This window comes from Variovorax sp. Soil_C_17 (assembly GCF_057657265.1).
The window spans coordinates 22,172-46,382 of the sequence record NZ_JBDGIT010000013.1; the positions used below are offsets into that span (position 1 = coordinate 22,172).

At 70.2% G+C, this 24,211-nt stretch carries 24 protein-coding genes and 1 pseudogene; 10 read left to right on the forward strand and 15 right to left on the reverse strand.

From position 1 onward, the window contains the following. Positions 1 to 7 precede the first annotated feature (7 nt). Positions 8 to 1,021, forward strand: coding sequence for a phosphotransferase family protein (locus tag AC3A6Y_RS31255; protein ID WP_487872105.1), 1,014 nt, complete (start codon positions 8 to 10; stop codon positions 1,019 to 1,021). 7 nt (positions 1,022 to 1,028) lie between these two features. Next, entirely contained in the window at positions 1,029 to 1,406 is a 378-nt protein-coding gene (locus AC3A6Y_RS31260) for a DUF6285 domain-containing protein (protein ID WP_487872106.1), read from the forward strand. Positions 1,407 to 1,464: 58 nt separating this feature from the next. Here the strand turns inward: AC3A6Y_RS31260 and AC3A6Y_RS31265 are convergent, their stop codons facing one another. The 10 genes from AC3A6Y_RS31265 to AC3A6Y_RS31310 all read right to left on the reverse strand — a co-directional run bounded on the left by AC3A6Y_RS31265 (position 1,465) and on the right by AC3A6Y_RS31310 (position 12,401). Further along, positions 1,465 to 2,409, reverse strand: coding sequence for a zinc-dependent alcohol dehydrogenase (locus tag AC3A6Y_RS31265; RefSeq protein WP_487872107.1), 945 nt, complete (start codon positions 2,407 to 2,409; stop codon positions 1,465 to 1,467). Positions 2,410 to 2,457: 48 nt separating this feature from the next. Continuing rightward, the gene (locus tag AC3A6Y_RS31270; RefSeq protein WP_209501381.1) at positions 2,458 to 3,153 is read right to left on the reverse strand and encodes a branched-chain amino acid ABC transporter ATP-binding protein; all 696 of its coding nucleotides are present in this window, start codon (positions 3,151 to 3,153) and stop codon (positions 2,458 to 2,460) included. Next, a complete protein-coding gene (locus tag AC3A6Y_RS31275; protein WP_487872108.1) occupies positions 3,150 to 4,193 on the reverse strand; it encodes a branched-chain amino acid ABC transporter permease in 1,044 nt (347 codons plus the stop codon). Before AC3A6Y_RS31275 ends, AC3A6Y_RS31270 begins: the two co-directional genes overlap by 4 nt. After that, positions 4,193 to 5,065 (reverse strand): branched-chain amino acid ABC transporter permease, encoded by an 873-nt coding sequence (locus AC3A6Y_RS31280; protein ID WP_487872109.1) that lies wholly within the window; start codon positions 5,063 to 5,065, stop codon positions 4,193 to 4,195. Before AC3A6Y_RS31280 ends, AC3A6Y_RS31275 begins: the two co-directional genes overlap by 1 nt. A gap of 52 nt (positions 5,066 to 5,117) precedes the next feature. Then, positions 5,118 to 5,816 carry an ABC transporter ATP-binding protein gene (locus tag AC3A6Y_RS31285; RefSeq protein ID WP_487872110.1) on the reverse strand — a complete coding sequence of 233 codons (699 nt, stop codon included), beginning with the start codon at positions 5,814 to 5,816 and terminating at the stop codon, positions 5,118 to 5,120. Then, the gene (locus AC3A6Y_RS31290) at positions 5,803 to 6,654 is read right to left on the reverse strand and encodes an SDR family NAD(P)-dependent oxidoreductase (protein ID WP_487872111.1); all 852 of its coding nucleotides are present in this window, start codon (positions 6,652 to 6,654) and stop codon (positions 5,803 to 5,805) included. Before AC3A6Y_RS31290 ends, AC3A6Y_RS31285 begins: the two co-directional genes overlap by 14 nt. Before the next feature lie 10 nt (positions 6,655 to 6,664). Further along, positions 6,665 to 7,846: an ABC transporter substrate-binding protein gene (locus AC3A6Y_RS31295; protein ID WP_487872112.1), complete on the reverse strand. Its 1,182-nt coding sequence runs from the start codon at positions 7,844 to 7,846 to the stop codon at positions 6,665 to 6,667. A 303-nt stretch (positions 7,847 to 8,149) separates the two neighbouring features. Further along, the gene (locus tag AC3A6Y_RS31300) at positions 8,150 to 10,312 is read right to left on the reverse strand and encodes a 3-hydroxyacyl-CoA dehydrogenase NAD-binding domain-containing protein (RefSeq protein WP_487872113.1); all 2,163 of its coding nucleotides are present in this window, start codon (positions 10,310 to 10,312) and stop codon (positions 8,150 to 8,152) included. 10 nt (positions 10,313 to 10,322) lie between these two features. Continuing rightward, a complete protein-coding gene (locus tag AC3A6Y_RS31305) occupies positions 10,323 to 11,528 on the reverse strand; it encodes an acetyl-CoA C-acetyltransferase (RefSeq protein ID WP_487872114.1) in 1,206 nt (401 codons plus the stop codon). Positions 11,529 to 11,573: 45 nt separating this feature from the next. After that, a complete protein-coding gene (locus tag AC3A6Y_RS31310) occupies positions 11,574 to 12,401 on the reverse strand; it encodes an SDR family oxidoreductase (protein ID WP_487872115.1) in 828 nt (275 codons plus the stop codon). A 307-nt stretch (positions 12,402 to 12,708) separates the two neighbouring features. On the opposite strand from AC3A6Y_RS31310, the pseudogene AC3A6Y_RS31315 reads away from it, so the two are divergent. The 4 genes and pseudogenes from AC3A6Y_RS31315 to AC3A6Y_RS31330 form a co-directional block, all read left to right on the forward strand. Further along, a pseudogene (locus AC3A6Y_RS31315) lies at positions 12,709 to 12,965 on the forward strand (alcohol dehydrogenase catalytic domain-containing protein); the annotation flags it as partial. 39 nt (positions 12,966 to 13,004) lie between these two features. Continuing rightward, positions 13,005 to 13,691, forward strand: a complete 687-nt coding sequence (locus AC3A6Y_RS31320) for a zinc-binding dehydrogenase (RefSeq protein ID WP_487872191.1) — start codon at positions 13,005 to 13,007, stop codon at positions 13,689 to 13,691. After that, positions 13,688 to 14,458: an enoyl-CoA hydratase-related protein gene (locus tag AC3A6Y_RS31325; protein WP_487872116.1), complete on the forward strand. Its 771-nt coding sequence runs from the start codon at positions 13,688 to 13,690 to the stop codon at positions 14,456 to 14,458. The genes AC3A6Y_RS31320 and AC3A6Y_RS31325 overlap by 4 nt, the downstream gene beginning before the upstream one ends. A gap of 32 nt (positions 14,459 to 14,490) precedes the next feature. Then, complete coding sequence (locus tag AC3A6Y_RS31330; RefSeq protein WP_487872117.1) at positions 14,491 to 15,471, forward strand: Bug family tripartite tricarboxylate transporter substrate binding protein; 981 nt, start codon at positions 14,491 to 14,493, stop codon at positions 15,469 to 15,471. Here the strand turns inward: AC3A6Y_RS31330 and AC3A6Y_RS31335 are convergent. The 5 genes from AC3A6Y_RS31335 to AC3A6Y_RS31355 are packed head-to-tail and all read right to left on the reverse strand — an operon-like array spanning position 15,458 to position 20,076. After that, positions 15,458 to 16,219 carry a tyrosine-protein phosphatase gene (locus tag AC3A6Y_RS31335; RefSeq protein ID WP_487872118.1) on the reverse strand — a complete coding sequence of 254 codons (762 nt, stop codon included), beginning with the start codon at positions 16,217 to 16,219 and terminating at the stop codon, positions 15,458 to 15,460. The two genes, AC3A6Y_RS31330 and AC3A6Y_RS31335, sit on opposite strands and share 14 nt — an antisense overlap. 11 nt (positions 16,220 to 16,230) lie before the next feature. Beyond that, a complete protein-coding gene (locus tag AC3A6Y_RS31340; protein ID WP_487872119.1) occupies positions 16,231 to 17,205 on the reverse strand; it encodes a Bug family tripartite tricarboxylate transporter substrate binding protein in 975 nt (324 codons plus the stop codon). A gap of 36 nt (positions 17,206 to 17,241) precedes the next feature. Next, on the reverse strand, positions 17,242 to 18,105 hold the full coding sequence (locus AC3A6Y_RS31345; RefSeq protein ID WP_487872120.1) for a PaaI family thioesterase: 864 nt from the start codon (positions 18,103 to 18,105) through the stop codon (positions 17,242 to 17,244). Then, on the reverse strand, positions 18,102 to 19,073 hold the full coding sequence (locus tag AC3A6Y_RS31350; protein WP_487872121.1) for an NAD(P)H-dependent flavin oxidoreductase: 972 nt from the start codon (positions 19,071 to 19,073) through the stop codon (positions 18,102 to 18,104). Before AC3A6Y_RS31350 ends, AC3A6Y_RS31345 begins: the two co-directional genes overlap by 4 nt. A 4-nt stretch (positions 19,074 to 19,077) precedes the next feature. Next, complete coding sequence (locus AC3A6Y_RS31355) at positions 19,078 to 20,076, reverse strand: Bug family tripartite tricarboxylate transporter substrate binding protein (protein ID WP_487872122.1); 999 nt, start codon at positions 20,074 to 20,076, stop codon at positions 19,078 to 19,080. 110 nt (positions 20,077 to 20,186) lie between these two features. On the opposite strand from AC3A6Y_RS31355, the gene AC3A6Y_RS31360 reads away from it, so the two are divergent. From AC3A6Y_RS31360 to AC3A6Y_RS31375, 4 genes are read left to right on the forward strand one after another with little or no spacing between them, the layout of a single operon-like run. After that, complete coding sequence (locus tag AC3A6Y_RS31360) at positions 20,187 to 21,509, forward strand: Rieske 2Fe-2S domain-containing protein (RefSeq protein ID WP_487872123.1); 1,323 nt, start codon at positions 20,187 to 20,189, stop codon at positions 21,507 to 21,509. A gap of 10 nt (positions 21,510 to 21,519) precedes the next feature. Continuing rightward, entirely contained in the window at positions 21,520 to 22,476 is a 957-nt protein-coding gene (locus AC3A6Y_RS31365; protein ID WP_487872124.1) for a PDR/VanB family oxidoreductase, read from the forward strand. A gap of 14 nt (positions 22,477 to 22,490) precedes the next feature. Continuing rightward, a complete protein-coding gene (locus tag AC3A6Y_RS31370; protein WP_487872125.1) occupies positions 22,491 to 23,228 on the forward strand; it encodes a FadR/GntR family transcriptional regulator in 738 nt (245 codons plus the stop codon). A gap of 9 nt (positions 23,229 to 23,237) precedes the next feature. Further along, positions 23,238 to 24,200 carry a Bug family tripartite tricarboxylate transporter substrate binding protein gene (locus tag AC3A6Y_RS31375; protein WP_487872126.1) on the forward strand — a complete coding sequence of 321 codons (963 nt, stop codon included), beginning with the start codon at positions 23,238 to 23,240 and terminating at the stop codon, positions 24,198 to 24,200. The last annotated feature ends 11 nt before the right edge of the window (positions 24,201 to 24,211 follow it).

Sequence of the window (24,211 nt, forward strand, 5' to 3'; positions counted from 1 at the left end):
CCTGACGATGTCGCCCGATGAAGTCGCCGCCGCGCTGGCCGCCGCGCTCTCCCGCGACGGCGCGCCGGGCGAGGTCCGCGCGCTGCAGCGCCTCACCGGCGGCGCGACCAAGCAGACCTGGTCGTTCGACTGGGTGCAGGGCGATCGGCACGCGCCGCTGATCCTGCAGCAGACGCCGGTCGCGAGCGCTGCGCCCGCGTCGTCCTCGACCTGGCGCGCACCCAAGCTCAGCGCCGGGGAGGACGCGGCACTGATGATCGTTGCCCGCGCCGGCGGCGTGCCGGCGCCGGTGGTGCGGCGCGTGCTCGCGCCTGAAGACGGCCTCGGCCCCGCCTACGTCACCGAACGCGTGGAGGGCGAAACACTGGGGCGACGGATCGTCGAACATGACGACTTCGCGGCGGCACGGCCGTCGATGGCGCGCCAGTGCGGCGAGATCCTGGCGCGCATCCATCGGTTGCCGACAAGCGACCTGCCCTTTCTCGCGACGCTGTCGCCGGCCGACGAGCTCACGGTCTACGGCGGCCTGCTCGCGCAGTTCGCGTTGCGCCATCCGGCCCTCGCGTACGCCGAGCGCTGGGTGCGCGAGAACCTGCCGAAGCGGTGGGAGCCGTGCGTCGTGCATTCGGATTTCCGCACCGGCAACCTGATCGTCGGGCCCGACGGCGTGCGCTGCGTGCTCGACTGGGAGATCGCGCGCCTCGGTGACCCCATGCAGGACCTCGGCGTACTGTGCATGCGCACCTGGCGCTTCGGCGGTGCCGGCGAGGTCGGAGGCTTCGGCGCGCGCGAGGATCTGTACGCGGCCTACGAGCGCACTGCAGGCGTGGCGGTCGATCCCGAGCGCGTGCGCTTCTGGGAAGCCTTCTCGAACCTCAAGTGGGCGATCTCGTGCGTGCGCCGCGGCCTCGCGAAACGCGCCGACGGGTCGCCCGCCAGCGTCGAGCTGTGCGCGGTCGGCCGCCGGCTCGAGGAGCCGCTGTGGGACTTCTTCTCGCTGATCGACGGCGCACCCGCGTGAGCATGCCATGAGCAACCGGATCCCGCCCACCGACGTGCTGCTGCACGCCACCATCGACTACCTCGAACGCGAGTTGCTGCCCACGCTCGCCGGCTACCACCGGTTTCAGACCCGCGTCGGCATCAACGTGCTGAAGACCGCGATGCGCGAGCTGCAGCTGGCGGCCGGCTTCGAGGCGGAGGAACAGGCCCGCCTGACCGCGCTGCTCGGCCATGCCGACGCGGGCGACGATCCGGTCGCGGCATTGAACGACGAGCTCACCGAGGCGATCGCCAGCGGCCGCCTCCCGCTCGATGCGCCCGGCCTGGTCGATCACCTGCGCCGGACGCTCGCCGATGCGCTGGCGATCGACAACCCGAAGTGGATCGGGCGCGTACCGTCCTGAGCGGCGGCGTCGACGCGATCACGCGGCGCGTGCGCTCTCGCGCATCTCTCTCGCCGGCTCAGGCGTCGAACGCGAAGATGGTCTTGATCCGGCCGGGCACGCCGCGGCCGCTGAGCAGCGCCTGCATCGCCTGTTCCGATTCGGTGAACGGCACGCTCTGCGCCCACGGCGCATCGATGGTCCCGGCAAGCCGAACGGCTTCGACGAACTCGCCCTCGGTGTAGGCGAAGCAGCCCGCCAGCGTGCGGTCGCCGACCACCAATGCGGCGGCCGACAGCGCGAGGCGGTCGTCGTGCAGCCCGATCAACGCAATGGCGCCGCCGGGCAGCGTGCAGGCGATCGCAGCGGCGCGCGTGCCTTCGGTGCCGGCTGCGTCGAACACCGCCTCGTACTCCCCTTGCAGCGTGCTCGCGACGTGCCGGGCGCCGTCCGCGAGCGCATGGTCGAGCCGCTCGCGCACCGGGTCGACCACGGTGATGTCCTGCACGCCGGCGCTCACCAGCACATGCAGCAGGCACATGCCGATCGAGCCGGCGCCGAGGATGGCGACGCGCTCCATCGGCCGGCCGGCGCGGTGGAAGGCATGCACGCCGTTCGCGATCGGCTCGACCAGTGCGGCCTGGCGCGGCGTCAGGCCCGGCGCCGGCACGACGTTGCGCGCCGGCACCGCGACACGCTCGGCGTAGGCGCCGGCCCGGCGGAAGCCCAACGCCTTGCGCGCGGCGCACAGGTGGGTACGGCCGGCCCGGCAGCGTGCGCAAGCGCCGCACGAGAGCATCGGGTTGACCACCGCGAAGTCGCCGTTGGCCAGGCGTCCGCCGAACTCGTGGCCGAGGATCAGCGGCGGCGGGATGGCCGGCACGCCATCGCGGATCAGCGCCATGTCGGAACCGCAGACGCCGACCGCGGCGACGCTCACCATCACCTCGTCGTCCGCGAGCACCGGCTCGGGCATGTCGAGCAGGCGCATCGCGCGCTCTCCCAGGTAGACCAGTGCTTTCATGATGGGGCCTTCACATCCTGTATTCGGGGCTGACCGGCGGCCGCCGGCTCAGAACGCCAGGGCGGCGCGGTGTTGCTCGGAGTCGATGTCTTCGGTGCGGCCGCGCGCGATGATCTCGCCCTTGGCCATCACCACGAAACGCTGGCTGACGCGCCGCACCAGGCTCAGGTGCTGCTCGACCATCAGCAGGCCGGTGCCGGCGGCGCGGATCTGGTTGAACACGCGCGCCAGGTCGTCCACCAGCACCGGCGACAGCCCTTCCGACGGCTCGTCGAGCAGCAGCACGCGCGGATTGGCGAGCAGGGCGCGGCCGACCGCCAGCATCTGCTGCTGGCCGCCGCTCAATGCGGTGCCCATGCGGTCGTGGCGCTCCTGCAGCACCGGGAACAGCGCGTAGACCTTGTCCAGCGTCCAGTGGCCCTTGCGGCCGGACGCGGCACCGAGCAGCAGGTTCTCGCGCACGCTCAGGTGCGGAAGGATCAGGCGGCCCTGCGGCGAGGCCGACACGCCCTGCTTCGCCGCCAGGTAGCCCGGCCGGTGCTGCAGGGCGACGCCACCGGCCTCGATCGAGCCGCTGCGGATCGTGGTGCCGCCGAAGAAGGACATCAGCAGGGTCGACTTGCCGGCGCCGTTCTTGCCGACCACCGCGACCGCCTCGCCCTCGTCGACCTCGAGTTCGATGTTGCGCAGGATCAGCGACTTGCCGTAGCCGGCATGCAGCCCGGCGATGCGAATGAAGCTCATGGGGTCTTGAACCACTTGCGGAAGGTGTTGCGGACGAAGCCCATGGCGCCCTCCGGGAACGCGACGATGACGACGACGACGCCGATGCCGGTCAGCAGCTCGAGGTGTCCGCTGGCGCCGAACTGGTCCTGGCCGATCACGTACAGCAAGGCGCCGAGCACCGGCCCGGCCACCGTGTTGGCGCCGCCGACGAGCATCGCCACCAGCGCGTTGCCGCCGGTCACGAAGTCCAGCAGTTCGGGCGAGGCGAAAGCCGAATGCAGTGCCGTGAGCACGCCGGCGACCGAGGCGATGAAGCCGGTGACCGTGAAGGCGAAGAGGCGCGGCCAGTAGGTGTCGAAGCCGGAGAAGCGCATGCGCTCCTCGTTGGCGCGGATCGCGCGCAGCACCTGCCCGGTGCGCGAGCGGCCGATGGCCCAGGCCAGCAGCATCACGGCGCACAGCGCCAGCCATGCCACCGGCCAGAAGCTTTCGGGCCTGGCAAGCTGCGCCTGCGTCAGGCCGAAGAAGCTGCCTGCGAAGGTCAGCGGCAGGCCGTCGTCGCCGCCGGTGACGTCGCGGAACTGGGTGATCTTGACGACCGAGTTCAGCATCTGCGCGAGCGCGAGCGTCAGCATTGCGAACGGCAGCGGCCGGGCGCGCACGATCAGCGCCCCTACCAGCGCCGAGAGCACGGTCGCGGCAAACAGTGCGAACGCCGCCGCGCCGAGCACGTTCCAGCGGAACTGCATCACCGCGATGGCGAACAGGTAGGCGCCGCCGCCGCTGAAGCCGGCCACGCCGAACATCACGAGCCCGCACTGGTGCGCGAGGAAACCGAGGGCGACGGCGGCGATGCCGAGGATCGTCGCGTTGATCAGCAGCCCGAGGTAGAACGGGCTCTTCAGCAGCGCCGGGAGGAAAGCGCCGAGCACGATCAGGGCGGCAACAGCGAGCAGCGCGCCGAGGGGCCAGCGGCGGCGCGGAGATGCGGTCGCCCGCGGTGCCTGCGCGATCGGCGCTGCGGCAGGTGCGACCGCCATCGGAGGCACGGCGCTCATCACGCCACCCTCCCGCGGCCGAAGCCCTGCGGCCGCCACAGCAGCACGAAGAACAGCAGCAGGTACGGCGCCAGCACCGCCAGCGTCGGCGAGAGCACGGTGCCGATGACCTGGATGAAACCGTAGACGACGGCCGCCGCGATCGCACCGCCGATGCTGCCGAGGCCGCCGACCACGACCACGATCAGGCAGGTGATCAGGATCGTCGCGCCCATGCCCGGATCGACCGAGAGATACGGCCCGGCCAGCACGCCCGCCAGGCCCGCGAAGCCGGTGCCGAGGCAGACCACGAGCAGTCCGAGCCGGTCGGTGTTGACGCCCATCATGCGGGCCACCTCGGGTTGGCTGCTGACGGCCCGCACGTGCATGCCGGAGCGCGTCCACTTGAGCCACACCGCGAGCGCGGCGCAGGTGCTGAAGCCGACGAAGATCAGGAACACGCGGTAGGCCGGGTACGGCTGGCCGAACAGGCTGACCGAGCCGGCCAGGCTCTCGGGCGCCGAGACCGACAGCGGCGCCGTGCCCCAGAGCTTGATGACGAGCTGGCCGACGATCAGCGCCACGCCGAAGGTGATGAGCGCCAGGTCCATGTGGCTGCGCTTGCGCAGCGGCCGCAGGATGCCGTACTCGAACCCGACGCCGACGACCGCGAGCAGCAGCGGCACGATCGCGAGCGCGGCCCAGAAGCCCAACGCCCCGCTGACGCTGTAGGCCAGGTAGGCGCCGAGCATGTAGAGCGCGCCGTGGCTGAAATTCATCACGTCGCGCAGGCCGAAGATCAGCGCGAGGCCGCTCGACAGAATGGTCAGCAGCGCAGCCAGCGCGAGCGCGTTGGCCAGCTGCGGCAGGCTCAGCAGTTGGGAGAAGTCCACGTGGCGTGTCCTGTGAGGGTCATGGAATGGGGTCGATACGGCGCAGGCGGACTCAGCCCGCGCTGCCGAGGTAGGCGGTGATGACGCGCGGGTCGGAGCGCACCGCAACCGGCGTTCCGCTGGCGAGCACGCAGCCGAGGTCCAGCGCGGTGATCGAATCGCAGAAGCGGAACACCGCGTCGACGTCGTGCTCGACCACCACCGCGGTCACGCCGCGCTCGCGCACCAGCGTCGCGAGGTGTTCGAACAGCGAGATGGTCTCCGCGGTCGACAGGCCCGCCGCCGGTTCGTCGAGCAGCATAAGGACGGGCTTGCCGACCAGCGCAAGCGCGATGTCGACGCGGCGCTGGTCGCCATAGGCGATGCTGTCCGCCATCTCGTGGTAGACCGCGCCGAGTTGCAGCGTGTCGACGATGCCAGGCAGATCCGATTCGCCCAGCTGGGACGCGACCAGCTCGAGCTGCTCGCCGACGCGGATCCCGGGGAAGATGCTGGTGCGCTGGAACGAGCGCGACATGCCGAGCTTGCGCCGCCAGGCGACCGATCGCTGCGTGATGTCCTTGCCGTCGACGAACACGCGCCCGCCAGTCGGCTTGCGTCGGCCGGTGATGGCGTCCATCAGCGTCGACTTGCCGGCGCCGTTCGGCCCGATCACGCCGTGCAGCACGCCGCGCTGCGCGACCTCGATGTTGACGTTCGCAAGCGCCTTGACGCTGCCGTACGACACGCTCAAATCCTCAACGCGAAGCATCGCTGGATCCTCCATGGCGATGTGTTTGCAGCTCGCGCAGGAACGCCGAGCCGGCATAGGCTGGGCCGCGCCGCTCCTTCAGGGTCGGATAGCCGCGGGCGCGCAGCATGCCGTCGATGTAGACCGTCTCGCCGTTCACGTAGGCGGCCTCGGGCGAGGCCAGGTAGGCGATCAGCCCCGCGATCTCGTCGACGTGCGCGGCCCGGCCGGCCGCGATGTTGCCGAGGTAGGCCGCGCGCGTCGCGTCGCTATTCAGGAACGGTGCGGTGGCGGGCGTGTCGGTCAACCCCGGGCCGACGCCGACCACGCGGATGCCGTGCGGTGCCATCTCGATCGCCGCGACCTGGTTGAACATCACGACGCCGGCCTTGGCGACGCAGTACGCGGCCATGCCCTCGCCCGGCTGCTCGGCGTTGGTCGAGGCGATGTTGACGATCGCGCCGCCGCGGCTTTGGCGCAGCATCTGCCGCGCCTGGTGCTTGGTCGAGAGGAACACGCCGGTCAGGTCGACGTTCAGCACGCCCTGCCATTGCGCGAGCGTCATGTCGACGACCTCGGCCGACGCGCCGTAGCCGGCCGCGTTGACGGCGACGTCGAGCGCGCCGAAGCGTTCCACGGTCGCCGCGACGGCCCGCTCGATCGCGGCCTCGGACTGCACGTCGACCTGCAGCGCCAGGCCGCGCTCGCCGAGCCCGTCGGCGACCGTCTGCGCGCTGGCGAGATCGCGATCGACGACGGCGACGCGCGCGCCCTCCACGCCCAGGCGCCGCACCGCGGCGGCGCCGATGCCCGAGCCGCCGCCGGTCACGAATGCCACCAGCCCCTCGAAGCGATTCATTCCGCCACCTTCAGAGCTTGCATTCGGGGCTGGGCGGCGGTGTGACGGCCGGGCCCGGCTCGAGCATGCGCAGCGCCGGGACGGCCTTGCCCTCCGCGCCCTTGACGATCTGGGTCAGGGCCATCGGCCGCACCAGCTGATGGTCGGCGGCGCGCATCTCGACGTCGCCCATGATCGTGTTCGCCTTCAGCCCGTTGAACGCCGCCCGCACGGCGGCGACGTCGGTCGATTGGGCCTTGTTGATCGCGGCCTGCAACAGCTCGTAGACCTGGTACTGCTCGGCCTCGATGTAGTAGGGCTTGCGCTTGAAGCGCGCCTCGAAGGCCTTCACGAAGGCCGCGTTCTTCTCGCCCGGCATGGCAGGCGTGTACGACTGCGCGGCGTAGGTGCCGACGGTCGAGTCGCCCTGTGCGGCGAGCACGACCTCGTTGGTGAACTGCGAGGACACGACGGTCTTAAACTTGGCGAACAGCCCGAACTGCTGCTGCTGCTTCGCGAACGTGATGCCGTCGTTGCCGAGCACCACCACGCCGAGGCCGTCGGCCGGCTTCGCGGCGAGCTGGCTGATGAAGCTGCCGAAGTCGGCCGTGCCCACGGGCGCGAAGATCGTCGTCTGCAGCGCGCCGCCCTGCTCCTCGACCAGCGCCTTGAAGCGCTTCGCGAAGTCGTGGCCAAACGCATAGTCCGGCACGATCAGGTTCCAGGTCTTGCCGCCGGAGGTCTTGACCACGTCGCGCAACACGTTCATCGCCATGCCGTCGTTGCCGCCGCTGCGGAAGTAGTTGGGCTGGCAGTTCTTGCCGGTCTGGTCGTCGCCGGAGGTGTTGCCGTCCACCAGCAGCGCGTTCAGCCCGCCGAGCCTGGGGCCGAGCGCCAGCACCGCGGCCGTGGTGTTGAAGCCGGTCAGGAAAGACACGCCGTCCTGCTGCACCAGCTTGGTGGCGGTCGCGATGGCGCCGGCCGGCGTGCCGGAGTGCGCCTGCATGACGAGCTCGAACTTGCGGCCGAGCGCACCGCCCTGCGCATTGAGGATCTCGACCGCGAGCTTGGCCGGCTCGGTGTAGAGCGGCAGGATGAAGGCGAGCGGCCCCGAGTCGACCAGCATCACGCCGACCTTGATGGTGTCGGCAGCGCGGGTGGGGGCGTGGAGCGCCAATGCAGCCGCAGCGGCGACGAGAAGTTTCCGGATCATCGGGGTCTCCTGAGGAAGACCGAGTGGGCAGGGCTCTGCCGGCTCGGCCGGAATGCTGACGGATGCGACTCTATCCAAATGGTTCTACCACTGAATCAGGGTTGACCCCCGGAACCCGAAACATTGCGCATCCGCGGTCGGAAGGCGCTCACGACCAGTGCGCGAGCGAGTCGAGGTCGATCGCCTGCCGGCACAGCCGGTGCAGCAGCGTCATGAACATCTGGTCCGAACGGTCCGTGCCATCGCTGACACGCGCGTCTGGTGGACCGGGAAATCGTCGGCCTGGATCAGCATCGTCAGCTCTCAGACAAAGCGCTGGTCGCGCTTCGCCTTATCGAGCAGCAGTTGCGGCGGCGCAAAGCGCTCGCCGTACTTCTGCGCGAGCTGCGCGGCGCGCTCGGCGAACCGGCGCGCACCGATCATGTTGACGAACTGCAGCGTGCCGCCGGTCCAGCGCGGGAAGCCGATGCCCAGCACCGAACCGATGTTCGCGTCGCGTGAATGTTCGACCACGCCCTCCTCCATCGTGCGGATCGATTCGATCGCTTGCGCGTAAAGGATGCGGTCCTGCAGGTCTTCCAGCGGCAGCGCGACGCCCGCCTTGCCGTACTCGGCCGCGAGCCCGGGCCAGAGCCGCTTCGGCTCGTCCGCCGGGTAGTCGTAGAAGCCGCCGCCGCCGGCGCGGCCCGGGCGCTTCAGGTCGCCGGCCATGTGCTCGATCACGGCCCAGCCCGGGTGCTGCGGCAGCGGCTTGCCTTCGGCCGCCAGGTCGATCTCGGTCTGGCGGCGCACCGACAGCGTCAGCGCCATCGAGGTCTCGTCCATCACCGCGAGCGGGCCGACCGGCATGCCGACGCCGATCGCGACGTTCTCGATCAGTGCCGCCGGCACGCCCTCGGCCAGCATGGCCGCGCCCTCCTTCGTGAAGGTGCCGAACACGCGGCTGGTGAAGAAGCCGCGCGCGTCGTTGACGACGATCGGCGTCTTGCCGATCTGCTGCACGTAGTCGAGCGCGCGCGCCAGCGTTTCGGTCGAGGTCTTCCGGCCTTTGATGACCTCGACCAGAGGCATGCGGTCGACCGGCGAGAAGAAATGCAGGCCGATGAAGTTCTCGGGCTTTGCCGACGCCTCCGCCAGGCCGCTGATCGGCAGCGTCGAGGTGTTCGACGCGAAGATCCCGCCGGCCGCGAGCTTCGGCTCGGCCTCGCGCGTGACGGTGGCCTTCAGCTCGCGGTTCTCGAACACCGCCTCGATGATCAGCTCGCAGCCGGCCAGGTCGGCGGCATCGCCGGTCGGCGTGATCAGCGCGAGCAGCGCATCGCGTTTCGCTTCGCTCATCGCGCCCTTGGCGACGCGCTTGTCGAGGTTCTTGCCAACCTGCGCCTTGCCCTTGTTCGCCTGCTCGGCCGTCGCGTCCTTCAGCACCGTGGCGATGCCGCGCGCAGCGCTCACCTGTGCGATCCCGGCGCCCATCATGCCGGCACCGAGCATGCCGATGCGGGCGTACTTCGCACTCGGCACGCCCTCCGGCCGGCCCTTGCCGGACTTGACCTCGTTCATCTGGAAGAAGAAGGTCGTGATCAGGTTCTTCGCCACCGGCCCGGTCGCGAGGCCGACGAAGTGGCGGCTCTCGATGCGCGACGCGGTCTCGAAGTCGACCACCGCGCCTTCGACCGCCGCCGACATGATCGCCAGCGGTGCCGGGTAGCGGCCGCGCGTCTTCTTCATCAGCAGCACCGGCGCGGTGCGCAGGAACACCAGCGAGGCCGGCGCGCTCGCGGTCGCGCCCGGCAGGCGGAAGCCCTTGCGGTCCCACGGCTGCGCCGGTGCCGGGTTGGCGGAGATCCATTCGCGCGCCAGTTTCATCAGCGACGACGGGTCTGCGGCGACGCCGTCGATCAGCTTGAGTTCGAGCGCGCGCGCAGGGTTGAACTGCGTGCCGTCGATCAGCAAAGGCATCGCCGCTTCGAGGCCGAGCAGTCGCACCAGCCGCACCACGCCGCCACCACCCGGCAACAGGCCGAGGCCCGATTCCGGCAGGCCGAGCATCAGCTTCGGATCGTCGAGCGCGAAGCGCGCATGGCTCGCGAGACACAGCTCGAAACCGCCGCCGAGCGCGGCGCCGTTGATGACCGCGACGACCGGCTTGCCGAGCGTCTCGAGCCGGCGCAGCACCGCCTTCATCGACATCGAGCGTTCGTACAGCGCCTCCTTCTCGTCCGGCCCGACGGCGAGCAGGCTGTTCAGGTCGCCGCCGGCGAAGAAGGTCTTCTTCGCCGAGGTGAGGATCACGCCGCTGACGCTGTCGAGTTCGGCGACGATGCGGTCGACGGCGGCGCGGTAGGCATCGCGGAACACCATGTTCATGGTGTTGGCCGACTGGCCCGGCATGTCGATGGCGAGGGTCACGACGCCGGCGGCGTCCTTCTCGTAGCGGATGGCTTCTTGTGTGGATGCTTGGGTCACTGTGTAATCCTCAGACGCGTTCGATGATGGTGGCGATGCCCATGCCCCCGGCGACGCACGCCGTGACCAGGCCGCGCTTCAGCTTGCGCCGCTCGAGCTCGTCGAGCAGCGTGCCCATCAGCATGCAGCCGGTGGCGCCGAGCGGATGGCCCATCGCGATCGCGCCGCCGTTGACGTTGACCTTGGCCGGGTCGACCTGCATCTCGTCGAGGAAGCGCAGCACGACCGACGAGAACGCCTCGTTGATCTCGATCAGGTCCATGTCCTCGATGCGCAGGCGGGCCTTCTGGAGCGCCAGTCGCGTCGCCGGCGCGGGTCCGGCCAGCATGATGGTCGGCTCGGTCCCGACCACGCCGACCGAGACGATGCGTGCGCGCGGCGTCAGGCCGAGCGCGCGGCCCTTGGCCTCGGCGCCGACCAGCATCAGCGACGCGCCGTCGACGATGCTCGACGAGTTGCCGCCGGTGTGCACGTGGTCGATGCGTGCGAGCTGCGGGTACTTCATCATCGCCAGCGCATCGAAGCCGCCTTGCTCGCCCATCGCCTGGAACGAGGGCTTGAGCGCACCGAGCTTCTCCATCGTCGTGTCGCGGATCGCTTCGTCCTCGGCCAGGATGGTCAGCCCGTTCGGATCCTTCACCGGCACGATCGACTTCGCAAACCAGCCCTTGGCACGTGCGGTCGCGGCCCGCTTCTGCGATTCGAGCGCATAGCGGTCGACGTCCTCGCGGGTGCGGCCGTCCAGCGTGGCCATCAGGTCGGCGGCGACGCCGGTCGGCACCGGCTTCAGCTGGAACACCATCTCGGGCTTGGTGTCGCGCGGGCCAGGCGCGTCGCCCATCGATATGCGCGACATCGACTCGACGCCACCGGCGACGATCAGTTCCTCCCAGCCCGAACGCACCTTGGCGGCGGCGATGTTGATCGCCTCCAGGCCGGAGCCGCAGTAGCGGTCGAGCTGTACCCCTGGCACCTGCAGGTCCCAGCCTGCCCGCAGCGCGGCGGTCTTGGCGATGCAGCCGCTCTGCTCGCCATAGGGCATCACGCAGCCGATGATCGCGTCTTCGATCTGCGCAGTATCGAGGCCGTTGCGCTGCTGCAGCGCCTGCATCAGACCCGCGAGCAGGTCGACCGGGTTGACTTCGTACAGGCTGCCGTCGGCACGGCCGCGGCCGCGCGGTGTGCGCATCGCGTCGAAGATCATCGCCTCGTTCATGAGGACTCCTTGGGAAGTGGTGAAAAGGGGGCGGAAGGCCGCACGTCAGCGCGCGGGCCTCGGTGGGGGTGGTGTCAGCGCATCGCCGGACGCATCGCCGAGGCCGGCGCCGCCATCGCAATCGATGATCGCGCCGGTGATGTAGCGGGCGTTCGGGCTGGCGAGAAAGAGCGCGGTGTCGGCCACGTCGCGCAGCGCGCCGTAGTCGCGCAGCGGCAGCCGCTTCTTGATGAGCGCCTCGCGCTCCGGCGCGGCCGCGAGCCGCGCCATGCCCTCGGTGCCGGCGATCGGGCCGGGCGAGATCGCGTTGACGCGGATGCCGGCCGGCCCCCATTCCATCGCCAGGCAGCGCGTCATCATGTTGATGCCGGCCTTGGCCGAGTTCGCGTGCACCTGGAACATCGTCGGATGGCTGCCGCCCGGCGCGGTGATCGAGATCAGCGATGCACCGGGCGTGTGCAGGTGCGGATAGCTCGCACGCAGCACGTTGAAGTTGCCGATCAGGTCGATCTCGATCACGGTGCGAAAGCCGTTCGGCGACAGGTGCGCAGCGCCCGCCTGGAAGTTGCCGGCCGCACCGGAGACGACGATGTCGATCTTGCCGAAGGTCTCGACGGTCTCTCTGAACACCGCGTCGACCGCGTCGAAGTCGCGCACGTCGGCGGCGCGCGCCAGCACCGGGAAGCCCTCGTCGGCGATCGCTTGCCCCGCGGCCTCGATGCGCTCGGGCGACCGGCTCAGGATCGCGACCTTCGCGCCGGCGCGCGCGAAGTGCTGCGCGATGCCGAGGTTGATGCCGCTCGACGCGCCGGCGAGCAGCGCGACCTTGCCCCGGAGTGCGCCAGGGGCGAATGCGTCGTCGGAAAGGGGCATGGTGGCAGTTTCTCGGTATTTGCTCTAGGCTCTATTGGTTCAACCTTTGCTAGGATGCTAGCGGTACGCGCAAGTCCTTGTCAATCCGGACCGCCCGCGATCCGACCCGAGGTCGAACCCTTCGGCCCTTGCCGCAACCTTTTCGCGTTCCATCGGAGTCTTCCGTGAACCCACTCGTCGCTCCACCGCCGTTCTGGCCCAAGCGTCATGCCGACCGAGATGCCCACGCTGTGGGAGAGCCTTCAGACCGCCGCCCGCCGCCTCTACGGCCAGGTGACATGCTCCGACAAGCCATGAAGGTCTCCGCATGAAAGCGCTGCGTGTCCACGGCTACGGGCCGGACGATCGGATCGTGCTCGACGAAGTGCCGGTGCCTGAACCGCGCGCCGGCGAGGTGCGCGTGCGCGTGCATGCCTGCGGCATCTCGTTCGTCGACCTGCTGGTCGCGCGCGGCGGCTACCAGGTCAAGCCCACGCCGCCGTTCGTGCCGGGAGCGAGTTCAGCGGCATCGTCGACGCGATCGGCCCCGACACCGCGACCGACCTGAAACCCGGCGACCGCGTCTGCGGCACGCGCCAGGGCGCCTGGGCCGAGTCGATCTGCGTGCCGGCGACGTCGGCGTTCGCGCTGGCGGGCGATGCGCCCTTGGTCGAGGCCGCCGTGCTGCTCGCGCCCTACGGCACCGCCCTCTATGCCCTGCGCGAACGCGGCCAGCTGCGCGCCGGTGAAACGCTGCTGGTGCTGGGCGCCACCGGCAGCGTCGGCCACGCCGCGGTGCAGATCGGCAAGCAGCTCGGCGCCCGCGTGATCGCCGCCGCATCGACGGCGCCGAAGCGCGACGCGGCACGCGCCGCCGGCGCCGACGAGGTGGTCGACAGCTCGGGCGACTGGAAGGATGCGGTCAAGGCGCTGGCCGCGCCCGGCGGCGTCGATGTCGTGTTCGACACGGTCGGCGGCGACGCCACCGACACCGCCTTTCGCACGCTCGGCTGGGGCGGCCGCCACCTGATGGTCGGCTTTGCCAGCGGCACGATCCATGCGCTCAAGTCGAACCTCGCGCTGGTCAAGGGCGCCGCGCTGATCGGCGTCGACTTTCGCCAGTCCGGCGAACGCGACGGCAGCCTCGCGCACGATGTGAAGCGCGACGCGGTGGCGATGTACCGCGCCGGCCGCATCCAGCCGCTGGTCGCTCACGTGCTGCCGCTCGCGCGCTTCGAAGAGGCGGCGGCACGGGTCGGCGACCGCGCCGGCTTCGGCCGCGTCGTCTTCACCTTCGACGCGCTCGCATGACGACGCCGACGACGAATGAACTCGTCGCCACGCAGCGCGACGGCCGCGTCTTCGTGATCACGCTGCAGCGCGAAGCCAAGCGCAACGCCATCGACCGCGCGCTCGCGGATGCGCTCGACGCGGCACTGAACACGCTCGACGATGACAACGGACTCGACGTCGGCATCCTCGGCGGCGGCAACCGCTTCTTCTGCGCCGGCAGCGACCTGGCCGCGCGCGGCGACTACGTCACCGAGCGTGGCGGCGAGTACGGCCTGATCCGGCGCCGGCGCCGCAAGCCGCTGATCGCCGCCGTCGAAGGCATGGCGCTGGGCGGCGGACTGGAGATCGTGCTCGCCTGCGACCTGGTCGTCGCCGCGAGCGACGCGGTGTTCGGCCTGCCCGAGGTCGCGCGCGGCGTGGTCCCGACCTGCGGCGCGCTGTTCAGGGCGCTGCAGGCGCTGCCGCCGAACATCGCGCGCGAGCTGGTGCTGGTCGGCGAGCCGATGGCCGCGCCACGCGCGCACGCGCTCGGCCTCGTCAATGCGCTGTGCGCGTCGGGCGGCGCACTGGCGCAGGCGTCGGTGCTGGCGCAGCGCATGACCCGCAACTCACCGACCGCGGTGCAGGCCTGCCTGAAGGCGATGAACGGCCTGCTCGGTGCCGGCGACGCGGACGGCTGGCAGGCCACGGAACAGGCGCTGGCCAGCATTCGCGGCAGCGAGGACGCCCAGGAAGGCATCCGCGCCTTCTTCGAGAAGCGGGCGCCGGTGTGGCGCGGCCGCTGACCCCCCATTCGTCACAACTACAGGAGACCTTCATGAAAACTTCCAGACGCCGCACGCTCGCGCTGCTCGCCGGCCTGCCGTTGCTCGGCACGGCACACGGCCAATCCGCGGGAACGTACCCGAACAAGCCGATCAGGCTGATAGTGCCCTACCCGGTCGGCGGCCAGACCGATGCGACCGCGCGCGTGTTCGCGCAGAAGGCCGAGGCGGCGCTCGGCCAGCCGATCGTGGTCGAGAACAAGGTCGGCGCCAACTCGCAGATCGGCACCCAGTTCGTCGCCACCGCGCCGGCCGACGGCTACACGCTGCTGTTCAACATGACCGCGCTGGTGATCAACCCGATCCTGCTGCCGAACGTGCCCTACGACGCCTTTCGCGACTTCACGCCGGTGTTCCGCGCCTACGAGCTGATGGCGATCCTCGCGACACCGCCCGAAGTGCCGGTCAGGACGCTGGCCGACTTCGCGGCATTCGCCAAGGCGTCGAAGGTTCCCGTGACGTATGGCACCGCGGGCCACGCGTCGAGCTCGCACTACTTCGGCGAGACCTTCGCGCGCGCCAGCGGCGTGCAGATGAACCACATTCCGTACAAGGGCGAAGCCGCCCTGCTGCCCGACCTGATGTCCGGCCGCGTGCAGAGCGGCTTCATCTCGGGCATGGCGGCCAAGCAGATGGGCGGCGACGGCAAGCTGCGCCTGCTCGCGACCAGCGGCTACCGGCGGCTGAAGGCCTTCCCCGACCTGCCGACCTTCAAGGAGCTCGGCATCGCGGGCATCGGCAACGAGAGCTTCGCCGGCTTCTGTGCGCCGGCCGGCACGCCGAAGGCGATCGTCGAGCGGCTCAGCCTGGAATTCGGCAAGGTCGCGCAGATGCCCGAGGTGCGAGAACGCATCGAGTCCTATGGACTGGAGCCTTGCCCGCCGGCACCGCCCGAAGCCTTCCTCGCCGTGATGCGGCGCGCCCAGGAGGAGTGGGTCGCGATCGCGAAGAACAGCAACATCAAGCTGGAGTGAGCGGGTCTTCCAGCAACAGCGCCGCGAGGCGCCGACGCACCGCGCCATCGAGCGCGAGCGCCTGGTCGAGATAGGCACCGATCGAGCCCCACCGCCTGGTCATGGTCTCGAACGCGGTGTCGAGGTACTCGGCCCGCACGCGCGACAGCACGGTCCAGTCGCGCGTCGTCTCGGTTGGCTCCCAGCGCTCGTTGCTGAGCATGAAGTCCTGCACGATCGCCTCGCGCGAAACGCCCAGCGCCAGCAGGATGATCACTGCGGCCATGCCGGTGCGGTCCTTGCCGGCCGTGCAGTGGAACACCAGCGGCAGGCTGTCCTGCTGCTGCAGCCGCGCCAGCAGCGCCGCGTACACCGGCGCATGCTGCAGCACGAAGCGGCGGTAGGCGTTGTGCATCAGCTCGACCACGGCCGACTCTTCCACGTTGCCGGCCTTGCGCAGCTCGCGCAGCGCACCGAGGCCGCGCGGTTCGATCGGCAGGTGCAGCTCCTGGATCTCGGGCCGCAGGCCCCGGCTGAGCGCGAGCGCGCGTTCGTCGACGCCGCGAAAGTCGACCACGGTGCGGATGCCGAGCGCCGCCAGCACCGGCTCGTCGTCCGGCGTGAGGGCATGCAGGTGGCTGGAACGGTAGAGCCGGCCCGCTGCGATGCGGCGGCCACCGGCACCGACCAGGCCACCGAGATCGCGCAGGTTCGGAATGCTGGAGATGGGCCTCGCGGGCGGCTTGGCAGGCGACGTGGCGGAAGGCATCGCGAACGGGCTCACTCGAGCGTGATCTTCGAGGCCTTGATCGCCGCGCCCCAGCGCGTCCACTCGGCGTCGAAGAACTGGCGCGCGGCTTCCGGCGTGCTGCCCTCGGCAAGGAAGCCAAGCGCGGAAATGCGCGCGCTGATGTCGGGCAGTCGCACGATGCGCGTGATCTCGGCGGCCAGCTTGTCGGCGACCGGCTTCGGCGTGCCGGCCGGCACGATGCCCATCGACCAGCCCGACAGGTTGACGGCAGGATAGCCGGCCTCGGCGAAGGTCGGCACGTCCGGGTACTCCTTCAGGCGCGTCGGCAGCGCGACCGCCAGCAGCCTCAGCGTGCCGGCCTTGGCCTGCGCCGCGAGGCTGCCGGGCGCGCCCATCACGGCCTTGACCTGCGACCCCATCACCGCCTGGATCGCGGGCGCTTCGCCCTTGAACGGCACGTGCAGCATCTCGATCTTCGCTGCGCTGGCGAGCGCGGCGCCCATGATGTTGCCGGAGCTGCCGGTGCCGGAGCTGCCGTAGTCCACCCCGGCAGGTTGGGTGCGGGCCCATTCGACGAACTGCGCCAGGTTGCTGGCCGGCACGTCCTTCGCGACCGCGAAGCCGTTCGGCAGCATCGCGACGACCACGATCGGTGTCACGTCCTTCCGGTTGAACGAGGTCGACTTGTAGAGCAACGGCGTCTGCACCAGGCTGCTCAGCGACAGCCCGACGGTGTAGCCATCGGGTGGCGAATTCGCGACGGCTGAATAGGCGATCGCGCCGTTGCCGCCGGCGCGGTTGTCGACCACCACCGGCTGCTTCAGGCTCTCCGTCATCTTCTCGGCGATGGCCCGCGTCATCGCGTCCATCGCGCCGCCGGCGGCGGTCGGGATCACGAGCTTGATCGGCTTGCTCGGCCAGGCCTCCTGCGCGTGCGCGGCGCCGGCCAGCAGGGCGATGGCGGCGGCAGCGCCGAGGGTGAGGGTTCTGCGAATGGCATTCATGGGATGCTCCATCCAGAAGGTCGGGTCATGGATCGGTCAGGCATACAGGCATTGCAGCGTCGCGATGCCGCGCTCGCCGCTACGCTGGGTCGCGTCCACCGCGAGATACAGCGCACGGCCGCCGCGCTTGACCACGCGCGCGTCGAAGCGGGTTTCCTCGAGGTGCGCGGCACGCAGGTACTGCACGGTCAGACTCTTCAGGCGCAGGCCGGGCGCCTCGGTCGCCGGGTCGGCAGCGAGCGCCTGCGCCGCCGTCATCAGGCCGGCCGCGATCGCGCCGCCGTGCAGGGCCGGCAGCGCGATCGAGCCGACCAACCAGGGCGCGGGCGGCAGCGTGAACACGGTACCGCCGGTGCTGCCGCCGAGCAGCTCATCGAACGAGTCGACGCGCGGCGGCACGACCGGCAGGTGCGCCGCCGCCCTCGCCTCGCGCGCCCGCCGGTCGTCGCCGCCGGGGCGCTGACCCGGGCCGAGGCCGACCACGAAGCGTCCCGTCATGCGCGCGATCGGCGTGCGGGCCGACGCATCTGCCCCGGCCTCGCCGCCCCAGGCCTCGCCGACCACCAGCGCGCTGCCATCGTCGATGGCGACGCAGCCGGCATCGACGAACACGTCCTGGCCGGCGGCCGGCATGCCGGCCAGGTCCATGCGCAGGTCCAGCGTCGCAGTGGCCTTCAGATCGGGCAACGCGGCGTAGACGGCGGCGCCGCCGGCATGGTCGAGCAGAGACGCCACGGCGCGCAGGTCGGTCGCGTCGCCGCCGCGCAGGCAGGTGGCGGGCGCGAACGGCAGGTGCAGGCGGATGCGCTGCGCATTGCCGCCGCGCACCCGCGAGTCCAGCGCCAGCATGAACGGCGTGAAGGTCTGGCGCAGCGGCGATGCGTTGGCCGCTTCGTTCATGCGCACAACGCCGAGGCCGCCGCGAGCCGCGCCCGGCATTGCACCACCATGCGATCGAGCAGCTCGGCGCAGCTCGGGATGTCGTCGACCAGCCCGACCACCTGCCCGGCCCAGACCACGCCGTCGTCGATCGCGCCGGAGGCCAGCGTGGCCCGCCCACGCGGGCCGGCGACGAGCGGCCGCAGTTCGTCGAAGCTGCAGCCGCCGGGGCGGCGTTCGAGCGTGATCACCTCTTCGCTGATCGCGTTGCGCAGCACCCGCGCGCTGTTCTTCAGTGTGCGGAACATCAGTCGCGTGTCGGTCTCGCGCGCGGCGACCAGCGCCTGCTTGATGTGGTCGTGCACCGGCGCCTCGCGCGTCGCGACGAAACGCGTGCCCATGTTGACGCCTTCGGCGCCGAGCGCGAGCGCCGCGGCCATGCCGGCGCCGTCAGCGATGCCGCCCGAGGCGATCACCGGGATCTTCAGCGCGCGCGCCGCGGCCGGGATCAGCACCAGGCCCGGCACGTCGTCCTCGCCCGGATGACCGGCGCACTCGAAGCCGTCGATGCTGACGATGTCCACGCCGCGCTTCTCGGCCGTCAATGCATGGCGCACCGAAGTGCACTTGTGGATGATCGTGATGCCGGCATCGCGCAGCCGCTCGAACACCTCGACCGGCACGTTGCCGGCGGTCTCGACGATGCGGATGCCGTGCGCGACGATGACATCGAAGATGCGGTCATACGGCGGCGCGTTCATCGTGCGCAGCATCGTCACGTTCACGCCGAAGGGCTTGTCGGTCAGCGTGCGGCAGCGTTCGATCTCGCGGCCCAGGTCTTCCGGCGTCGGCTGCGTCAGCGCGCCCAGCGTGCCCAGCGCGCCCGCATTGCTGACGGCCGACGCCATCTCGGCCGTGCCGACCCATTGCATGCCGCCCTGCACGATCGGCAGGCGGATGCCCAATGCTTCGGTGATGCGAGTCTTCATGGATTCATTCGAGCTTGATGTTGTTGGCCTTGACGATCGCGCCCCACTTCTGGATGTCGCTGGCGATGGACTGTGCGAACTCTTCGCGCGTGCTGCCGGCGACTTCGTAGCCCATCTGCACGATCTTGGCCTGCACGTCGGGCAGCGCGGCGATGCGGCGCAGCTCGTTCGAGAACTTGTCGACGATCGCCGGTGGCGTACCGGCCGGCAGCAGCACGCCGCCCCAGCCGGCCAGGTTCACGTCCGGATAGCCGCCTTCGGCGAAGGTCGGGACGTCCGGGAACGCTTTCAGCCGCTTCGGGCTCGCGACCGCGATCAGCTTGACCTTGCCGGTGCCGAGCTGGTTCGCATAGAAGCCGACCGAGCCGTAGGCCAGCGCGAGCCGCTCGCTCACCAGGTCGGGGAACGACGCGGCCTCGCCCTTGTACGGGATGTGGTTCAGGCGGATGCCCGCGGCCTTGTTCAGGCCCTCGCCGATGATGTGGCCGCTCGAACCGGTGCCGTAGCTGCCGTAGGCGAGCGTGTCCGGCTTGTCGCGTGCGAGCTTCACGACCTCCTGCAGCGTGTTCGCAGGCAGGCTGGTGGTGGCGGCGAGCGCGATCGGGAACACCGCGACCATCGAGACCGGCGCGAAGTCGGCCGCCTTGTACGGCGGGTTCGGCAGCAGCACCAGGTTCTGCACGAAGCCGCTGATCGTGAACAGCGCGGTGTAGCCGTCGGGCGGCGACTTGGCGACGAAGGTGGTGGCGAGCACGGTGTTGGCGCCCGCCTTCGACTCGACGATCACCTGCTGGCCCCACGACGCGGTCATCTTCTCGGCAATGATCCGCGCCAGTGCATCGAGCGTGCCGCCCGGCGCGGTCGGGATGACGATGCGGATCAGCTTCGAGGGATACGGCGCTTCCGGCGCCTGCGCGGATGCGATGCCGGCGGCCAGCAGGCCGGCGAACGCGAGCACGGCACTGCGCACCAGGGTGGGGCAACGGCCCTTGATTCTGCTCATCGACGTCTCCTTGGTTGAACCAATGAGCATTATGCGTCATTCGGGCTTGACGTCGATCCTGTGAACTACCTAAAATTGGTCCAACCAATTTGGTGGACCAACCTAAGATCATGCTTTCCCACGAAGACAACGAAACCCTCGTCCGCGTCGGCGCCGGCACGCCGATGGGCGATCTGATGCGGCTGTACTGGATCCCGTTCCTGCCGGCCACCGACCTGCCCGTCGACGGCCAGCCGCAGCGCGTGCGCCTGCTCGGCGAGGACCTGGTCGCGTTCCGCGACAGCGAAGGCCGGCTCGGCCTGGTCGACCATGCCTGCCCGCACCGCGGGGCACCGCTGGTGTTCGGCCGCAACGAGGCCTGCGGCCTGCGCTGCATCTACCACGGCTGGAAGTTCGGCGTCGACGGCCAGGTGCAGGACATGCCGGCCGAGCCGGCCGAGAGCCGGCTGAAGGACAAGCTCAGCATCAAGCACTACCCCTGCGTCGAGCGCAACGGCATCGTCTGGACCTACATGGGCCCAGACCGCGACAACCCGCCGCCGCTGCCGAACCTGGAATGGAACCTGGTGCCGCAGGAGAACGTGCACGTGAGCTTCCGGGTGCAGGAATGCAACTGGCTGCAGGCGGTCGAGGGCGAGGTCGATTCGGCGCATGCGCCGATCCTGCATGGCCGCATCGATTCTCAGGGCGCGATCAGCGGATGGACGGCAAAGAAGGACCTGCGCCCGACCTTCGAATGCCAGCGCCAGGACTTCGGCATGAGCATCGCCTCGCGCCGCAAGTTCGACGAGGACACCATCTACTGGCGCGTCAACCAGTTCATGCTGCCGTTCTGGACGCTGGTGCCGCCGCAGTCGCAGTACCCGGAGCTGAGCGGCCACGCCTGGGTACCGATGGACGACCACCACACGCTGTGCATCATGTTCTCGTACCACCCGACCGACACGCTCTATCCGAAGACGAAGAAGCTGTTCGTCGAAGGCCACGCCGGCCGCGAAACCGGGCATCCGTCCGAGCAGGCCTACGCGCCGCGCCCGCCGACCCAGCCGTTCGCGAAGTACTGGACCAGGTTCAACAACGAGACGGCCTTTCAGTTCAACTACGACGCGCAGACCAAGACCTGGTTCTCCGGCCTGCCCGGGCTGTGGGTGCAGGACGCAGCCTGCCAGTCGGGCGTGGCGCCGATCTACGACCGCAGCAAGGAGCACCTGGGGGTGAGCGACACCGGCGTCGCGATGACGCGTCGCATGCTGCTCGAAACCGCGCGCAACCTCAGCGCGAAGCAGCAGCGCCCCCCGCGCAGCGACGACCCGGACCTGTGGATGGTGCGCGCCGTGTCGCTGCGGCTGCCGGTGGCGGCCTCGTGGAAGGAAGAGCAAGGGCGCAGGGCGATGACGGCGGAACTCGGCGCCGGTTTCGGCTACGAGCCCTGAACGCGGCGAGATGACAAACGCCACCCTGAAGGTTCGGTTGCGGCAGATCCGCCTGGAAGCGCGCGACATCGCGTCGTACGAGTTCGTCCCGGCCGCGGACGCCGCGCTGCCGCCGTTCGAAGCCGGCGCGCACATCGACCTGCACCTGCCCAACGAGATGATCCGCAGCTACTCGCTGGTCAACGCGCCCACCGAGCGCAACCGCTACGTGATCGCGGTGCAGCGCGAGGTCGACGGGCAAGGCGGGTCGGCCTGGATGCATGCCACGCCGCGTGTCGGCGACGTGTTCACGATCGGCGCGCCGCTGAACGACTTCACGCTCGCGGAGGACGCGCCGCTGTCGGTCTTCATCGCCGGCGGCATCGGCATCACGCCGATCATGGCGATGCTGCGCCGCCTCGATGCGCTCGGCCGACCCTGGCGCCTGCACTATGCGGCGCGTTCGCCCGAGCAGGCCGCGTACGTCGACGAACTGCGTGCGCTCGCGAGCGAACGCGGCAGCGTCGAGTTCTGTTTCGGAAGCTCGCGCGCGCGCCGCCTCGACCTGGCGGCCATCGCCGCCGACGCGCCCGCCGACGCGCACCTCTACTGCTGCGGCCCGGGCAAGATGATCGACGCGTTCCAGGCCGCCTGCACCGCTCGTGCCGCGGCCCAGGTGCATTGCGAGCGCTTCTCGGCCGGCGCCGAGGCCGGCACCGCCGGCGGCTTCGACGTGCTGCTCGAGCGCAGCGGGCAACGCCTCACGGTCGAGCCCGGCAAGACCATCCTCGACACGCTGCTCGACCATGCGGTCGACGTCGCCTACGCGTGTTCGGCCGGCGTCTGCGGCACCTGCATCACGCGCGTGTGCGACGGTATCCCCGACCACCGCGACGACTACCTCACGGCCGAGGAGAAGGCGGAGAACCGCTCGATCATGATCTGCTGCTCCGGCTCGCGGTCGCCGACGCTGGTGCTGGACCTCTAGGAGACGCGATGGCCATGAGCACTGCGACATCCGCCGCGAACGAGACGCACGGCACGGCCGGCCATCCGGTGATCGCTGGCATCCTCGGCTACCTGCAGGAGCGCCGGCTGCAGCCCGGCGACCGGCTGCCGTCGGAGCGCGACTTCTCCGAGCGGCTCGGCGTCGGCCGCAACGCGCTGCGCGAGGCGATCGCGACGCTGGTCACGCTGCGCGTCGTCGAGTCGCGGCCCAACTCCGGCATCTACCTGCGCCACCTCGCCAAGGACAGCAGCTTCGAGACGCTCGTGATGCTGGCGGGCATGGGTGCGACGCCGAGCGGCGGCGAGGTGGCCGAAACGATGGAGGTGCGCTCGCACCTCGAACTGCTGGCGGTCGACCTGGCCTGCCAGCGCCGCACCGACGACGACCTGCACCGGCTCGACGACATCCTCGCGCGCACCGACCGCATGCTCGCGGACGAAGGCAACATCGCCGCACTCGACACCGAATTCCACGTCGGCCTGGTCGAGGCGACGCACAACTCGGTGCTGGTGCGCGTGCTTAACGCGTTCTACCAGTTCACCGCCCGCCGGCGCGACGTGCTGTTCGCCGATCTCGCGCAGGGCCGCGCCTCGGGGCGCGACCACCGCCTGCTCGTCGAGCACCTGCGCCAGCGCGACTCGGTCCAGGCGCAGCAGCTGATCCTGAGCCACATGGGCCGGGCGCGCGACTACTGGACCACCAAGCTCCCTGCCCCCCTGCCCAACCCCTGAAGGAACCTCATGTCCCGCTTCGACAACCTGCTCGCCGCGCTCGCCCTCTCGTGCGCCGTGGCCCTGCCCGCCGCAGCCCAGACCTGGCCGGCGCGCCCGATCCACATCGTCGTGCCCTATGCGGCCGGCGGCTCCACCGACCAGCTGGCACGCGCGATCCAGCAGCCCCTGAGCGAGACGCTGGGGCAGCCGGTGATCATCGACAACAAGCCCGGCGCGGGCGGCACCATCGGCGTCGACGCGGTGGTCAAGGCGGCGCCCGACGGCTACACGCTGGTGTTCGGCAACACCGGGCCGAACGCGATCGTCGGGCTGATGCGGAAGGTGCCGTACGACGGGCTGAAGGACCTGCGGCCGATCTCGACCGTCGCGCTGACGCCGTTGATCCTGGCGGTGCCGTCCGACCTGCCGGTCAAGACCGTGAAGGAGTTCGTCGCCTACGCCAAGGAGCGCGAGGGCACGATGAACTACGGCTCGGTCGGCAACGGCTCGCTCTCGCACCTGACCGGCGAATACTTCAACCAGTTGGTCGGCCTGCGCATGCAGCACATCCCCTACGGCGGCGGCGCGCCGATGATGGCGGCGTTCCTCGGCGGCCAGATCCAGGCCTCGTTCGTGACCGGCCTGGACGGCGCGACGATGCTGCAGAGCGGCAAGGTCAAGTACCTCGCGGTCGCGACCGCACAGCGCACCGAGGTCGTGCCCGGGCTGCCGACCGTGGCCGAGGGCATTCCCGGCTTCAAGAGCGTGGCCTGGTTCGGCGTGCTCGCGCCGAAGGCCCTGCCGGACGACATCGCCGCGAAGCTGCACGTGGCGATCGTCGCGGCCGTCAACCGGCCCGACATCCGCAAGCTGTTCACCGAACGGCAGACCGAGGCCCGGACCAGCACGCCGCAGGAACTCGACAGCCTGATCCGCGAGGAGATCGGACAGTGGGAGCCGGTGGTGCGCAAGGCCAAGATCGAGATGTAGGGGCCGTGCCC

Coding starts and splice junctions, on each gene's coding strand:
- AC3A6Y_RS31340 (WP_487872119.1), bottom strand. CDS start 17,205: ATGAATGCCATTCGCAGAACCCTCACCCTCGGCGCTGCCGCCGCCATC.
- AC3A6Y_RS31310 (WP_487872115.1), bottom strand. CDS start 12,401: ATGCCCCTTTCCGACGACGCATTCGCCCCTGGCGCACTCCGGGGCAAG.
- AC3A6Y_RS31285 (WP_487872110.1), bottom strand. CDS start 5,816: ATGCTTCGCGTTGAGGATTTGAGCGTGTCGTACGGCAGCGTCAAGGCG.
- AC3A6Y_RS31270 (WP_209501381.1), bottom strand. CDS start 3,153: ATGAGCTTCATTCGCATCGCCGGGCTGCATGCCGGCTACGGCAAGTCG.
- AC3A6Y_RS31330 (WP_487872117.1), top strand. CDS start 14,491: ATGAAAACTTCCAGACGCCGCACGCTCGCGCTGCTCGCCGGCCTGCCG.
- AC3A6Y_RS31335 (WP_487872118.1), bottom strand. CDS start 16,219: ATGCCTTCCGCCACGTCGCCTGCCAAGCCGCCCGCGAGGCCCATCTCC.
- AC3A6Y_RS31260 (WP_487872106.1), top strand. CDS start 1,029: ATGAGCAACCGGATCCCGCCCACCGACGTGCTGCTGCACGCCACCATC.
- AC3A6Y_RS31275 (WP_487872108.1), bottom strand. CDS start 4,193: ATGAGCGCCGTGCCTCCGATGGCGGTCGCACCTGCCGCAGCGCCGATC.
- AC3A6Y_RS31365 (WP_487872124.1), top strand. CDS start 21,520: ATGACAAACGCCACCCTGAAGGTTCGGTTGCGGCAGATCCGCCTGGAA.
- AC3A6Y_RS31345 (WP_487872120.1), bottom strand. CDS start 18,105: ATGAACGAAGCGGCCAACGCATCGCCGCTGCGCCAGACCTTCACGCCG.
- AC3A6Y_RS31350 (WP_487872121.1), bottom strand. CDS start 19,073: ATGAAGACTCGCATCACCGAAGCATTGGGCATCCGCCTGCCGATCGTG.
- AC3A6Y_RS31255 (WP_487872105.1), top strand. CDS start 8: ATGTCGCCCGATGAAGTCGCCGCCGCGCTGGCCGCCGCGCTCTCCCGC.
- AC3A6Y_RS31295 (WP_487872112.1), bottom strand. CDS start 7,846: ATGATCCGGAAACTTCTCGTCGCCGCTGCGGCTGCATTGGCGCTCCAC.
- AC3A6Y_RS31375 (WP_487872126.1), top strand. CDS start 23,238: ATGTCCCGCTTCGACAACCTGCTCGCCGCGCTCGCCCTCTCGTGCGCC.
- AC3A6Y_RS31290 (WP_487872111.1), bottom strand. CDS start 6,654: ATGAATCGCTTCGAGGGGCTGGTGGCATTCGTGACCGGCGGCGGCTCG.
- AC3A6Y_RS31265 (WP_487872107.1), bottom strand. CDS start 2,409: ATGAAAGCACTGGTCTACCTGGGAGAGCGCGCGATGCGCCTGCTCGAC.
- AC3A6Y_RS31305 (WP_487872114.1), bottom strand. CDS start 11,528: ATGAACGAGGCGATGATCTTCGACGCGATGCGCACACCGCGCGGCCGC.
- AC3A6Y_RS31325 (WP_487872116.1), top strand. CDS start 13,688: ATGACGACGCCGACGACGAATGAACTCGTCGCCACGCAGCGCGACGGC.
- AC3A6Y_RS31360 (WP_487872123.1), top strand. CDS start 20,187: ATGCTTTCCCACGAAGACAACGAAACCCTCGTCCGCGTCGGCGCCGGC.
- AC3A6Y_RS31370 (WP_487872125.1), top strand. CDS start 22,491: ATGAGCACTGCGACATCCGCCGCGAACGAGACGCACGGCACGGCCGGC.
- AC3A6Y_RS31355 (WP_487872122.1), bottom strand. CDS start 20,076: ATGAGCAGAATCAAGGGCCGTTGCCCCACCCTGGTGCGCAGTGCCGTG.